12 protein-coding genes are annotated in these 12,449 nt (G+C 73.1%); 7 read left to right on the top strand and 5 right to left on the bottom strand.

The annotated features are described in order from the left end of the window. The first annotated feature begins 139 nt into the window (after nucleotides 1–139). Genes ACWDR4_RS31485 through ACWDR4_RS31465 form a run of 5 tightly spaced genes read left to right on the top strand, consistent with a single transcriptional unit; the run spans nucleotide 140 to nucleotide 4,551 of the window. Nucleotides 140–1,459, top strand: a complete 1,320-nt coding sequence (locus ACWDR4_RS31485; protein ID WP_450413505.1) for an MFS transporter — start codon at nucleotides 140–142, stop codon at nucleotides 1,457–1,459. Beyond that, entirely contained in the window at nucleotides 1,456–2,277 is an 822-nt protein-coding gene (locus ACWDR4_RS31480; RefSeq protein WP_450413504.1) for a putative hydro-lyase, read from the top strand. Before ACWDR4_RS31485 ends, ACWDR4_RS31480 begins: the two co-directional genes overlap by 4 nt. Before the next feature lie 23 nt (nucleotides 2,278–2,300). Further along, nucleotides 2,301–3,053, top strand: coding sequence for a LamB/YcsF family protein (locus ACWDR4_RS31475; RefSeq protein ID WP_450413503.1), 753 nt, complete (start codon nucleotides 2,301–2,303; stop codon nucleotides 3,051–3,053). A 14-nt stretch (nucleotides 3,054–3,067) separates the two neighbouring features. Further along, on the top strand, nucleotides 3,068–3,685 hold the full coding sequence (locus ACWDR4_RS31470) for a 5-oxoprolinase subunit B family protein (protein WP_450413530.1): 618 nt from the start codon (nucleotides 3,068–3,070) through the stop codon (nucleotides 3,683–3,685). Then, nucleotides 3,682–4,551: a 5-oxoprolinase subunit C family protein gene (locus ACWDR4_RS31465; RefSeq protein ID WP_450413502.1), complete on the top strand. Its 870-nt coding sequence runs from the start codon at nucleotides 3,682–3,684 to the stop codon at nucleotides 4,549–4,551. Before ACWDR4_RS31470 ends, ACWDR4_RS31465 begins: the two co-directional genes overlap by 4 nt. A gap of 438 nt (nucleotides 4,552–4,989) precedes the next feature. Here the strand turns inward: ACWDR4_RS31465 and ACWDR4_RS31460 are convergent, their stop codons facing one another. The 5 genes from ACWDR4_RS31460 to ACWDR4_RS31440 all read right to left on the bottom strand — a co-directional run bounded on the left by ACWDR4_RS31460 (nucleotide 4,990) and on the right by ACWDR4_RS31440 (nucleotide 10,420). Continuing rightward, nucleotides 4,990–5,847: an SGNH/GDSL hydrolase family protein gene (locus ACWDR4_RS31460; RefSeq protein WP_450413501.1), complete on the bottom strand. Its 858-nt coding sequence runs from the start codon at nucleotides 5,845–5,847 to the stop codon at nucleotides 4,990–4,992. Next, nucleotides 5,844–7,046 carry a glycosyltransferase gene (locus ACWDR4_RS31455; RefSeq protein WP_450413500.1) on the bottom strand — a complete coding sequence of 401 codons (1,203 nt, stop codon included), beginning with the start codon at nucleotides 7,044–7,046 and terminating at the stop codon, nucleotides 5,844–5,846. The genes ACWDR4_RS31460 and ACWDR4_RS31455 overlap by 4 nt, the downstream gene beginning before the upstream one ends. Then, nucleotides 7,043–8,167: a glycosyltransferase family 4 protein gene (locus ACWDR4_RS31450; protein WP_450413499.1), complete on the bottom strand. Its 1,125-nt coding sequence runs from the start codon at nucleotides 8,165–8,167 to the stop codon at nucleotides 7,043–7,045. The genes ACWDR4_RS31455 and ACWDR4_RS31450 overlap by 4 nt, the downstream gene beginning before the upstream one ends. Nucleotides 8,168–8,295: 128 nt before the next feature. After that, entirely contained in the window at nucleotides 8,296–9,726 is a 1,431-nt protein-coding gene (locus ACWDR4_RS31445; protein WP_450413498.1) for a HEAT repeat domain-containing protein, read from the bottom strand. A gap of 301 nt (nucleotides 9,727–10,027) precedes the next feature. Further along, nucleotides 10,028–10,420: an ankyrin repeat domain-containing protein gene (locus ACWDR4_RS31440; protein ID WP_450413497.1), complete on the bottom strand. Its 393-nt coding sequence runs from the start codon at nucleotides 10,418–10,420 to the stop codon at nucleotides 10,028–10,030. 247 nt (nucleotides 10,421–10,667) lie between these two features. Here ACWDR4_RS31440 and ACWDR4_RS31435 point away from each other — a divergent pair, with 247 nt between their 5' ends. Together ACWDR4_RS31435 and ACWDR4_RS31430 are read left to right on the top strand one after the other, a co-directional pair. Beyond that, nucleotides 10,668–10,862 (top strand): hypothetical protein, encoded by a 195-nt coding sequence (locus ACWDR4_RS31435; protein WP_105974144.1) that lies wholly within the window; start codon nucleotides 10,668–10,670, stop codon nucleotides 10,860–10,862. A 37-nt stretch (nucleotides 10,863–10,899) separates the two neighbouring features. Beyond that, entirely contained in the window at nucleotides 10,900–12,441 is a 1,542-nt protein-coding gene (locus tag ACWDR4_RS31430) for an ATP-binding protein (protein ID WP_450413496.1), read from the top strand. Nucleotides 12,442–12,449 lie beyond the last annotated feature (8 nt).

Genomic DNA, 12,449 nt, shown 5'->3' with positions numbered 1-12,449 from the left:
AACAACATAGGTATTGAGGGATCGTTCAACGATCCTCTACCTTGCTGGACAGGCACCGCCGGATCCACGCGGTGCCGACCGCTCCCGCACTGCCTGCTCATCCCTGAAGCACCCTCCGTCCCTCAACTGCGAGGTGCCCATGAGCACGACCCCTCCACCGCAGGCCCTGACCACCGAGACCCGCCCCGGAACGGGCGAACCCGCCGTCGACGAAGGCGCGTTCGCCTGGCTGCGGGCGTTGGGCCCGCGCGGTCGCCGCGCCTTCGGCGGTGCTTTCGGCGGCTATGCCCTGGATTCGTACGACTACTTCACACTGCCGCTGAGCATGGTGGCGCTGTCCGCGTACTTCGGTCTGAACAGCGGCCAGACCGGGCTGTTCACCACCGTCACCCTGGTCGTGTCCGCGATCGGCGGCGCCGGCGCGGGCGTGCTCGCGGACCGGATAGGCCGGGTCAAAGCCCTGATGATCACGGTGATCACGTACGCGGTCTTCACCGTGGCCTGCGGTTTCGCGCCCAACTACGAGACGCTGCTGGTGTTCCGCGCCCTCCAGGGCCTCGGTTTCGGCGGCGAGTGGGCCGTCGGCGCGATCCTGGTGGCCGAGTACGCGAGCCCCAAGCACCGCGGCCGTACGCTCGGCGCGATCCAGAGTTCCTGGGCCGTGGGCTGGGGACTGGCCGTGATCGTCTACACCATGGTCTTCTCGTTCCTCGACGACGACCTGGCCTGGCGCGTGATGTTCTGGACGGGCGCGCTGCCCGCGCTGCTGGTCGTCTGGGTGCGCCGCTCGGTGCAGGACGCGCCCCGCGCGGTCGCCGAGCGCGAGAAGAACCCCAACAAGGGCTCGTTCAAGGAGATCTTCAGGCCCGGCACGGCCGAGGCACCCGGACTGCTGCGCATCACGATCTTCGCGGGACTGCTGTCCACCGGTGTCCAGGGCGGCTACTACACCCTCGCGACCTGGGTGCCCACCTATCTGAAGACGGAGCGCGGACTGTCGGTCGTCGGCACCGGTTCGTATCTCACGTTCCTGATCTCCGGGGCCTTCATCGGCTATCTGACCGGCGGTTACCTCACCGACCGGATCGGCCGCAAGCGCAACATCTGGCTGTTCGCGGTCCTCTCGGCGCTGTGCGTCCTCGCCTACGCGAACATCCCGAACGGCGCCAACACCCTTCTCCTGGTGCTCGGTTTCCCGCTCGGGTTCTGTATGTCGGCGATCTTCAGCGGCTTCGGCTCCTATCTGAGCGAGCTGTACCCGACGGCTGTACGCGGCACGGGGCAGGGCTTCACCTACAACACCGGCCGGGCCGTCGGCGCCGTCTTCCCCACCACGGTCGGCTTCCTGGCCGACAGCTGGGGTGTGGGCGGTGCGCTGGTCTTCGGTGCGATCGGATACGGCATCGCCGCCCTGGCACTGCTGGGGCTGCCGGAGACCCGCGGGAAGGAACTTCAGTGAACCGTACGGAAGACCGCCCCCTGTCCCTCGTCGACGAGCACGCGCACGCGTGGAACCCGAAATCCGCGCGAGCCCGCTTCCGTGCGGGCCTGACGGGCCCCACGGCGGGCGTCGCGGCCGGCCACACCCAGGCCAACCTGATCTCGGTGCCCGCCGACTGGGCGTACGACATGCTGCTGTTCTGCCAGCGCAACCAGAAGCCCTGCCCGGTCCTGGACGTCACGGACGCCGGCTCCTGGACCACCGTTCTCGCCGAGGGCGCGGACCTGCGCACCGATCTGCCGCGCTACCGGGTCTGGCAGGACGGCGAACTGGTGGACGAGCCCACGGACGTGCTCGCCCATTGGCGCGACGATCTGGTGACGTTCCTCATCGGGTGCAGTTTCACCTTCGAGTGGGCGCTCGCGGAGGCGGGCGTCCCGATCCGGCACATCGAGCAGGGCCGCAACGTCCCGATGTACGTGACCGGCCGCCAGTGCCGGCCCGCGGGGCGGCTGCACGGGCCCATGGTCGTGTCCATGCGTCCGGTGCCTCCGGAGCATCTGGCGGCGGCGATCCGGGAGAGCAGTCTGCTCCCTGCGGTGCACGGCAGCCCCGTACACTGCGGCGATCCGTCGGGGCTCGGCATCGACGACCTCGGCCGTCCGGACTTCGGCGATCCGGTGGACCTCGCACCGGACGACATCCCGGTGTTCTGGGCCTGCGGAGTGACCCCGCAGGCCGCGGTGATGGCGTCCCGCCCGCCCTTTGCCATCACCCACGCGCCGGGCCAGATGTTCCTCACCGACACCCGCGACGAGCAGTACCGCGTCGCCTGACCGGAGCGTGACAGGAGTCCCTGATGATCGACCTCAACGCCGACCTCGGCGAGGGCTTCGGCCGCTGGCGGCTGACCGACGACGAACAGCTGCTGTCCGTCGTCACCAGCGCCAACGTGGCCTGCGGCTTCCACGCCGGGGACGCGGTCACCATGCGGCGGGTGTGCGAGCTGGCGGCCGAACGCGGCGTACGGATCGGCGCCCAGGTCTCCTACCGCGACCTCGCGGGGTTCGGGCGGCGCGCGATGGACGTGCCGCCCGACGAGCTGACGGCCGAGGTGGCCTACCAGATCGGCGCCCTTGAGGTCTTCGCGCGTGCGGCAGGCACGCGCGTGTCGTACGTCAAGCCGCACGGCGCGCTCTACAACCGCGTCGTGCACGACAAGGAACAGGCGGAGGCGGTGATCGACGGCGTGCTCCTGGCCGACGCCGGCCTGCCGGTGCTCGGGCTGCCGGGCTCGCGCCTGCTGGAGCTGGCCGAGGGGGCGGGCCTCCCGGCCGTCCCGGAGGCGTTCGCGGACCGCGCGTACACCGACGAGGGCACGCTCGTGCCGCGCGGTCAGGACGGGGCACTGGTGACCGACCTGGAGGCGGTGGTGGCCCGCTCCGTGACCCTCGCCCGGACGGGTGTGATCGCGTCGCGCGCGGGGACGCCCCTCGCCGTCCATGCCCGCTCCCTGTGCGTGCACGGCGACACGCCGGGCGCGGTGGACCTGGCCCGCCGGGTCCGGGAGCGCCTGGAGGCGTCCGGCGTCCGCGTGGAGGCCTTCTCATGAGCGGAACGAAGGGCATGCGGGCGCTGCCCGTCGGCGACGACGCGCTGCTGGTCGAGGTCTCCTCCGGGGAGGAGGCCCAGGCCCTGCACGCGGAACTGCTGCGCCGCCGCGCGGAGGGCACCCTGGCCGTACGGGAGATCGTCCCCGCGGCCCGTACGGTCCTCCTCGACGGCCTGCCCGACCCCGCCCGCCTGGCCGCCGAACTGACCACCTCCGAAGTGCCCCCGGCGCTCTCCCGCACCGAGGAGGTCGTCGAACTCCCGGTCCGCTACGACGGCCCGGACCTCGCCGATGTAGCCGCCCTGTGGGACGTGTCCGAGGAGGCGGTGGCGGGCATCCACGCGGACACCGAGTTCCGGGTCGCGTTCTGCGGTTTCGCGCCCGGCTTCGGCTATCTCACCGGCCTCCCGGCCCGCTACGACGTCCCTCGCCGGGCGACCCCGCGGACGTCCGTCCCGGCAGGTGCGGTGGCGCTGGCGGGCCCGTACACGGGCGTGTACCCACGTTCGTCGCCGGGCGGCTGGCAGCTGATCGGTACGACGGACGCGGTCCTGTGGGACCACGCGCGCGTGCCGGCCGCTCTGCTGTCGCCGGGCACCCGGGTCCGTTTCGTCCCGGTGGGACGCCGATGACTGATCGTGCGCTCGCCGTCGTACGGGCGGGGGCGCTGACCACCGTGCAGGACCTGGGGCGTCCCGGGTACGCCCATCTCGGGGTGCCCCGCTCCGGGGCCCTGGACGCGCCCGCGGCGGCGCTCGTCAACCGGCTGGTCGGCAACCCGCCCGAGGCGGCCGTCCTGGAGACCACTCTCAACGGCTGCGCCCTGCGCCCCCGTTGCCCGGTCACCGTCGCGGTCGGCGGCGCCCCCTGCCCGGTCACAGTGGACGGCCGCCCGGTGGCCTGGGGCGCTCCGGTGCGGGTGCCCGCCGGCGCGCTCCTGGACATCGGAACGGCCCTCTCCGGGGTACGTGGTTACGTGGCCGTCTCCGGCGGGGTCGCCGTCGAGCCCGTGCTCGGCAGCCGCTCCACCGACCTGCTCTCCGGTCTGGGCCCGCCACCCCTGACGGACGGCGCGGTGCTGCCCCTGGGGCACGTGCTCGGCGCCCACGCGCGCGTGGACGTCGCTCCGCAGCCCGCGCCCCCGGCCGAACTCGTCCTCCGGGTGACCGTCGGCCCACGAGACGACTGGTTCACGCCGACGGCACTGCGGACGTTCACCACGTCCACGTACCGGGTGTCCTCAGCGAGCAACCGCATCGGGCTGCGCACGGAAGGCCCCTCCCTGGAGAGGGCCTTTTCCGGCGAACTCCCCAGCGAGGGCATGGTCCTGGGCGCGGTCCAGGTACCCCCGGACGGCAGCCCGGTGGTCTTCCTGGCCGACCATCCGACCACCGGGGGCTATCCGGTGATCGCCGTCGTCCGCACCACCGACCTGCCCGCCGCGGCCCAGGCGGCCCCGGGCACCCCGGTCAGATTCGTGCCCGTACGCCGCCGCTGACCGCCCGGGGCGGGTACGGCGGACCGTGCCGGAGACGCGGGGGTCAATCCGCCCGCCTGTGGCGTTGTCGCCGGTTGCCGACTCCGCCACGCCCCGGCTCCCCACGCTCGCCTCATTCCACTCGGCTCATCCACGTTCGGATTGGCTCGCGCGAGGGGCCCGTCGCATCGCCACGCCAACCACGCGCGCGGGGACCCCGTTCGCCCCACTCACCTCCGCGATTCCGCTCCACAGGCTCCCCCGTCCCGGTCCGCCGCCGCCCAGGCCCTACGCCACGCCCAGCTCAGCCCCGCGCTCCCCAACCATCAGGGCGGCCAGGGCCACCGCCACGGCGTGGGACGGCCCCCAGGTCGAGACGGGCACCCGCGCCCCGGGCGCCCCTACGCCTACGCCGACGAGGCGACGTAGCCGTCCTCCGACCGATCCGCCGCATGGGCCCTAAGCCACCTCCGGCTCAGCCCCACGCTCCGCAACCGTCAGGGCGGCCAGGGCCGCCGCCACCGCGTGGGACGCCCCCAGGTCAAGGCGGGCACTCGTGCCCCGCGCGCGGTGGCGGACCTCCTGGGCGGCCAGCCGGAGCAGTTGCGGCAGCAGGTCGGTGCAGCGGCGCGCCACCCAGCCCGTGCCCGCGGTGGCCAGCCAGCGCAGGCTGGCCGACCGGGTGGGCGCGGGTCGTTCCGGCGCGGCCGACGGACCCGCCCCGTCCGCGACGCCCGCCTCCGCGAGGAGCGCGTGGAAGCGGACCGCGAGCTGGCGGTGTCCCTGCTCGCCGGGGTGCAGCCGGTCCGCGCTCCACATCTCGCGCCCGCTGAGCCACTCGCCCTCGGCGGCGTGCAGATGCACGGCCCCGTAGCGCTCGGAGAGCGCGTGGACGACCGTGTTGACCGCCCGCTGCCGCCGGGCCAGCGGGTTCGCCAGGACACCGGGCAGGCCCAGCATCGCCCCGGGGTCGGGCAGACACGCCGTGAGCAGGAGCGCGCCCCGCCCGGTGAAGGCCGCGTACACCTCGTCGAGGCGAGCGGCCACCGCGTGGATGTCGAAGGTGCGGCGCAGGGTGTCGTTCACCCCGATGACGACGGACACGACGTCCGGCTCCAGGTCGAGACCGGCCGGCGTCTGCCGTTCCAGGACGTCGCGTGTCTGCGCCCCGCTGACCGCGAGGTTGGTGAACTCGACCGGCGTGTCGCCGAACCCGCCGGCGAGCAGCGCGGCCCAGCCGCGCCACCCGTCGTCCACGGGATCGCCCACCCCCTCGGTCAGCGAGTCGCCGAGTGCCACGAACCGCAGCGGTCTCATCCGACGCCCTCCGGTACGACGGGCCGCACGGGCGCCTCACCGGCGGACGGCACCCTCGCGTCGTGCGCCGCAAGGAACGCCTCGACCGCGGCCGACCAGCCGAAACACTCCGCACGCGCGCGTGCCGTCTCCCGGCGCTCGCGTTCGGGCCGCCCCAGCAGCAGCCGTACGGCGTCCGCGAAGGCCTCCCCGTCGTCGGCCGCGACAGCCCCGGCGGACCCGATCACCTCGGGCAGCGCGGAGGACGCGCTGACGACCACGGGCGTACCGCAGGCCATCGCCTCCAGCGCGGCGAGCCCGAACGTCTCCGCGGGCCCGGGCGCCAGGCACACGTCGGCGGACGCCTGGAGTCCGCCCAGCAGTGCCCGGTCGGCGACATGCCCGAGGAAGGCGACCGGCAGCCCGCGCTCCCGCGCCCGCTGCTCCAGCCGGGCCCGCAGCGGCCCGTCCCCGGCCACCACGAGCCGCGCCCGCTGCCCGCGCCGTCGCAGCGCTTCCACGGCGTCCAGCGCCGTTCCTGGCCGCTTCTCCACGGACAGCCGGGAGCACATCACCAGGAGCACCTCGTCCCCGCGCGCGTGGAGCGCCCGCAGTTCCGGGTCCCGCAGCGACGGGTGCCGCAGCACCAGATCGACGCCCAGTGGGGCCCGTACGACATTGCGCGCGCCGATCCGGACGAACTCCCGCTCGGCGAACTCGGTGGTGCACACCACGCGCGCGTAGGTGTGTGCCGTACGGACGTTGAGGGCGTCGGCGGCGCGCCGGGAGAGGTTCTCCGGCAGGCCCCAGGTGCGCAGGACGCCGTCGGCGGTCTCGTGGGAGACCATCACCGCGGGGACGCGGGCGCGCCTCGCCCACTTGCCGGTCCACCTCAGGGTCGTCCGGTCGGACACCTCCAGGCGGTCCGGCGCGAGTGATGCGAGCAGGGCGGCGACGCGGCGCTTGTCCGTGAGGACGCGGTAGCCGCCGGTGCCGGGCAGCAGCGGGCCGGTCAGGGTGATCACGCGGCCCTGTTCGGTGTCGCGGTCGCTCGCGCGCTCACCGGGGACGATCAGGACGGGTTCGTGCCCGGCGGCCCGGTAGCCGGTGCCCAGTTCGCGCAGCGCGGTGCGCAGGCCGCCCGAGGCGGGGGCGACGAAGTTCGCCAGCCTGACGATGCGCAGCGGTCCGGTCGTACCGCGTGATGTCTCGGCGTTCATGCGGCCACCACCGTCCGCGCGGTGAGTATGTCGGCGTAGTGGCCGACGAGCTGGTCGCCGACGGCCGCCCAGGTGCGGTCCTCGACCATCGCCCGCGCGGCGGTGCCGTACGCGGCCCGCAGCGCCGGGTCACCAGCGAGGGACCACACCGCGTCCCGTACGGCCGCCGCGTCGCGCGGAGGGACCAGCAGGCCGGTGCGGCCGTGGGCGACCAGGTCGAGCGGTCCGCCGGCGGCGGGGGCGACGACGGGGACGCCGCTCGCCATGGCCTCCTGCACGGTCTGGCAGAAGGTCTCGAAGGGGCCGGTGTGCGCGAAGACGTCCAGCGAGGCGAAGATCCGGGCGAGTTCGTCGCCGGTACGGCGGCCCAGGAAGACCGCGCCGGGCAGCTGCTCGCGCAGCCCCGGCTCGCTGGGCCCGTCGCCCACGACGACAACGCGTACGCCGTCCAGTCCGCAGACCCCGGCGAGGAGTTCGACCTGCTTCTCGGGGGCGAGCCGGCCGACGTAGCCGACGATCAGCTCGCCGTTCGGGGCGAGTTCGCGGCGGATGGCCTCGTCGCGCAGTTCGGGGCGGAAACGCACGGTGTCCACCCCGCGCTGCCACAGCTTGACCCGGGGCACGCCGTGCGACTCCAGGTCGTGCAGGGCCGCGCTGGACGGCGCGAGGGTCAGGTCGGCGGCGGCATGGACGGAGCGGATGCGGCGCCAGGCGGCGGCCTCGCCCGCGTGGACGTAGGTGCGGGCGTATCCGGCCAGGTCGGTCTGGTAGACGGCCACGGCGGGGATGCCGAGCCGGGCGGCGGCGGCCATGCCGCGTACGCCGAGGATGAAGGGGCTGGCCAGGTGGACGATGTCCGCGCGGTGCTCGGTGATCGCGGCGGCGACGCGTCGGCTGGGGAGGGCGACGCGGACCTGGGGGTAGCCCGGGAGCGGTAGGGAGGGGACACGGACGACGGGGCACGGCGCCGAGGCGTCGGGCCCGGTCCCGGCGGCGGTGGCCGGGGCGACGACGAGGGGAACGTGACCGCGATCGACGAGGTGCCGGGCGGTCTGGAGCGCGCAGTGGGCCACGCCGTTCACATCGGGGGGAAAGGATTCGGTCACGATGACGACACGCATAGGGGTGTTGTCGCCGTACTGGACGTGCTCGCGTCAACGTCGATCTTTCCGGCCGGGGAACGTCCCGTGAGCGTTGCGCACCGCCCCCTCGCAGGTCGGCGCGCGTCCATACGCTCCTGACCGCCGAGTCACCCCCCGTTCACACGACGGGTGGAATCAGGCCCGATGCGGCTTCTTACGGCTGTCTGGACTTCGGCCTCCTCGGCCGGGTCCGCGGCGAGTCGGCGCAGCTGTTCGACGACCCTGGCGTCGCCGGTCTCGGCGTGCCGGGCGGCGACCTCGCGGGTGGTCTCCTCGCAGTCCCACAGGCATTCGACGGCGAAGCCGGCGGCGAAGGAGGGATCGGTGGCGGCGAGGGCCCGGGCGGCCCGGCCGCGCAGATGGGACGAGGCGGTCTCTCGGTAGACATGGCGCAGGACAGGGGCCGCGCAGACGATGCCGAGCCGTCCCGCGCCGTCCACCAGGGTCCACAGGGTCGGCGCGTCGGGCCCTTCGCCCCGTACGGCCTCCCGCAGGGCGCCGAGGACGAGGTCGCTGTCCCGGGTTGCGCCCAGGCAGGCGAGCATCCGTCCGGCGGCGGCGCCCAGGGGGTCGGGCCGGTGGACCCACCCGCGCGCGCGGTCGACGGCGGCGATACTGCGCATGCGTTCGAAGGAGTCGACGGCGGCCTCCACGACGGCCGTCGTGCCGTCGGCGATGGCGCCCTCGATCAGGTCGAGGGCGTCGGGATCATTGCCGTCCGCGAGATAGCGCAGGGCCGTGCAGCGGGCGCCGTCGCCGCCGCTGCGGGCCGCCTCCAGAATCTGGGGCCGGTCCTCGGGGCCTGCCACAGCCGTGAGGCAGCGCGCGGCGGGCACATGGAGCACGGCGCCGCGGTCGATGCCCTGTTGGGCCCATTCGAAGACGGCCTGCACGCTCCAGCCCGGGCGGGGTCCTGACGGTCGCATCTGGCGTTGCCAGCGGTCGAAACAGCCGGTCTCCTGAGCGGCACGCACGCGCGTGGAGACCGATTCACGCGCATCGTCGGCCCACAGCCGCCAGGGCCGTGGCTCGAAGGCGTCGCGCACGGCGGCGGCGAGTTCGGCCTCGCCCTCCGCGTCGGTGCCGAAGCGGGCCAGCACGGGGACGGCGAGGGCACGCAGCCCCGCGTCGTCGTCCCTGAGCGCCAGTTCGTCCAGTGCCCAGGCCCAGCTGGTGCCGGTGGCGGCGTACCTGCGCAGCAGATCGAGCGCGTCGCGCCTGCCGTACGAGGCGAGGTGCCCGAGGACCGCGAGGGCGAGCCCGGTGCGTGACTCGTCAGTGTCGAGGATGTCCTCGGCGTCGAAGAGATGGGCCTCGATCTCGTCCACCTCTCCGTGGAGGTCGACATAGAGACGGGCGTAGTAAAGGGAGCGGTTCTCCACCTGCCAGTCGTGGCGGGGGTCGCGGAGCACGCAGTGGTTCAGCGCCGCGAGCGCCTCGGCGCGCGGTGCGGTGAGCGCGTGCAGCGTGCCGTCGCCGCGGCCCCTCTGGAGCAGGCCGAGCAGCGTACCGCTGGGCGCTATGACCGGATCGAACATGGGAAACAGCCTCACATCAAGCGTCGACGCAACCGGGATCTTGCTTTACCTGGCCACGTGACAACACGTCGGAGCGTCCGCCGTTTCCTGCTTGCTGTAGACCATCTTCCTCTGCCTCTCGTAGGTGGGCCCATGCGGACCGCATCACGGCCCGCGCGGTGCGGCAACACCTGCCCAGCCATCGCGTCCGTGAATCACGACGTCATGATGACCCGGCTGTTCAAGCTGCCGCGACCGTATTTCCGGCGGCCCCGTTCCGCCTCCCCCGTTTTCCGTGTCTTGGCTGGTCAGTACGTACGGCTCAGTGTGCGCCGAACAGTTCCAGCAGTTCTGTCTTGCCGAACATCCGAGCGGTGTCGACGGCCGAGGGCATCCCCGCGGCCGGATTGGCGCCACCCTCGAGGAGTGCCTGGATGACGTCCTGCGCACCCTTGAAAACAGCCCCGGCGAGCGGGGTCTGACCCCGGTCGTTCACCCGGTCCCCGTCGGCACCGCGCGCGAGGAGCGCCCGGACCGCGTCGGCGTGCCCGTGGTACGCGGCGAGCATCACCAGGGAGTCACCGCGGTCGTTGGTGAGGTCGGCCGGGACGCCAGCGTCGACGTACGCCACGAGTGCCTCGGTCTGCCCCTCCCGGGCCAGGTCGAAGATCTTGGTCGCCAGCTCCACGACATCGGGGTCGGGGGCTTCGCTCATCGGCCGGACCGCCTCTCGTTACAACCGTACGGGTGAATCGTCAGCGTACTGGCTCGGCAGGCACATGACCCGACACCTCGGCGCCAAAGATCAGCGCACCCGAACGGCACCGAATGACACCGAACAGGTCGGCCAGCGGAGTGAAATACGCCGAAATTCACTCGATTGCACCTTTTATCGTATGGATACATGCGGTGATCCTGGAAGAACTCATGGTGACTGTCCCCACCACACCAGGAGATCTCTCATGATCCTCTCCATCTCAGGCGTCGTTCTGCTCGGCATCATCGTCTTCCTGTTCTTCAAGAAGGACGGGCTGAAGGCGTCGCACGCCTTCGTGGCCGCGCTGTTCGGCTTCTACCTCGCGAGCACCGCCATCGCTCCGAGCATCAAGGCCGGCGGCGAGAGCCTGGCGAGCCTGCTCGGCGGAATCAAGTTCTGACGTCCCTCCCGCCCGCACGCACCTCCAGGAGACAGCAGTGGTCCGGCGCCCCCTCCCCCGCATCCTGAGCAACGGCAGCGCACAGATCGCCCGGAGCCGGGAGCTGGCCCGGACCGCGGCGGACAGCGCCACCGACGTCCTCCATCCGCTGATCACGATCAGCCGGGGGCTGCGCCGACTGGCTGCGGCCGGGCGGCGCAAGTGGGCGGACACGCCCAAGGACAAGCGCGGGCCGCTGCTGTTCATGGTGGCCTCGATGGTCCTGGTCGTGGCTCTCGTGCCGTACGGCCCGCTGCTCGCCGTCATCTCGGTGATGGCGGCAGCGGCCTGGCACGGCAGGGACCGCGCCCCGGCGGAGCCCGAGGGCCCCGACGAGTCCCAGACCCAGCGCCTCCAGTCCCTGTACGAGGCACTGGTCCCCTACTTCTCGACCCCCGACGACCCCGATCCCCTGTACGCCCACGGCGGCGACTGGGAGAAGACCTTCCCCGCGTACGAGTTCGACGGCACCGGCCGCGTCTCGCACCTGCTGGTGCGCTACCCGGCGTACTTCACCGACGGCGAGGCCGACTCCCGCGCGCGGATCGAGCAGTTGCTGCACGCCAAGTCGGGCCGGGGCCGCGAGTACCACTTCGCGTGGGACGAGGAGGGCAACCAGCTCACGGTCACGGTCCTGCCGCCGCTCCCCACCGACATCGCCGCGCAGCGCTTCGTCACGTCCCCGGGCGAGACGGTGCTCGGTTTCACCGACCCCACCCAGGTCCAGCGCACGCTCCCCCTCGGCCACGGCGAGGAGCAGCGGGACGTCCCGCCGGTCGTCTGGCGCACGGGCGCCCGCTCCACCGAACCGCACCTCCTGGTGATGGGCGAGCCCGGCACCGGCACCACGACGCTGCTGCGCTCGATCGCCCTCCAGGCCCTCCAGTACGGCGACGTCCTGATCGTCGACGGCAGCGGCACCGGCGAGTACGCGTGCCTGACCGGCCGGGACGGCGTCCTGGCCGTCGACTGCTCCCCGACCGGAGCCCTGGCGAGCCTCGAATGGGCCGCCCACGAAACGGAACGGCGGCTGATCGCGGCCAACCACGCCCGCCAGGCCGGTCAGCCGCTCCCCGACGACACCCGGCGCCCGCTCTGGCTCCTCCTCGACCGCCCCGGAGCCCTCGCCCACCTGGCCACCGCCGACGGCCACCGCGACCCCCAGTCCCTGCTGCAGGTCCCCCTGCGGCACGGCCGGGCGGCGAACGTCACGGTCGTGGTGGCGGAACAGTTCGACAGCGCGGACACCCTGAGCGACGCCGTACAACAGCACACGCGCGCGCGTGTCGTCCTCGGCCCCGCCTCCCCCACCCAGCTGGAAGCGGTCCTGGGCGCGCCCCCGCACACGACACCGGTCCCCCTCATGCCCCCGGGCCGCGGCTACGCCCGCCTGGGCACAGGCCCGGTCCACCGCCTCCAGGTCCCGGCCACCCCGGACCCCCACGACGACGCGACGAGCGACGCCCAGCGCCAGGCGGTGCTGGAGCTCCTGCCGCCGCGAACGAACCAGGTGGAGGCGGAACACGAGCCGGTGGCCTGAGGCACGCA

The sequence above is a fragment of the Streptomyces sp. NPDC000878 genome (genome assembly GCF_053599695.1).
The sequence above is the reverse complement of the archived record's forward strand: the minus strand, read 5'-3'. Positions and strand labels throughout refer to the sequence as shown.

Bases quoted from the DNA above. Each gene is read 5' to 3' on its own strand.
- ACWDR4_RS31465 (WP_450413502.1), top strand. From the start codon at position 3,682: ATGACTGATCGTGCGCTCGCCGTCGTACGGGCGGGGGCGCTGACCACC.
- ACWDR4_RS31450 (WP_450413499.1), bottom strand. From the start codon at position 8,167: ATGCGTGTCGTCATCGTGACCGAATCCTTTCCCCCCGATGTGAACGGC.
- ACWDR4_RS31475 (WP_450413503.1), top strand. From the start codon at position 2,301: ATGATCGACCTCAACGCCGACCTCGGCGAGGGCTTCGGCCGCTGGCGG.
- ACWDR4_RS31485 (WP_450413505.1), top strand. From the start codon at position 140: ATGAGCACGACCCCTCCACCGCAGGCCCTGACCACCGAGACCCGCCCC.
- ACWDR4_RS31470 (WP_450413530.1), top strand. From the start codon at position 3,068: ATGCGGGCGCTGCCCGTCGGCGACGACGCGCTGCTGGTCGAGGTCTCC.
- ACWDR4_RS31445 (WP_450413498.1), bottom strand. From the start codon at position 9,726: ATGTTCGATCCGGTCATAGCGCCCAGCGGTACGCTGCTCGGCCTGCTC.
- ACWDR4_RS31440 (WP_450413497.1), bottom strand. From the start codon at position 10,420: ATGAGCGAAGCCCCCGACCCCGATGTCGTGGAGCTGGCGACCAAGATC.
- ACWDR4_RS31435 (WP_105974144.1), top strand. From the start codon at position 10,668: ATGATCCTCTCCATCTCAGGCGTCGTTCTGCTCGGCATCATCGTCTTC.
- ACWDR4_RS31455 (WP_450413500.1), bottom strand. From the start codon at position 7,046: ATGAACGCCGAGACATCACGCGGTACGACCGGACCGCTGCGCATCGTC.
- ACWDR4_RS31460 (WP_450413501.1), bottom strand. From the start codon at position 5,847: ATGAGACCGCTGCGGTTCGTGGCACTCGGCGACTCGCTGACCGAGGGG.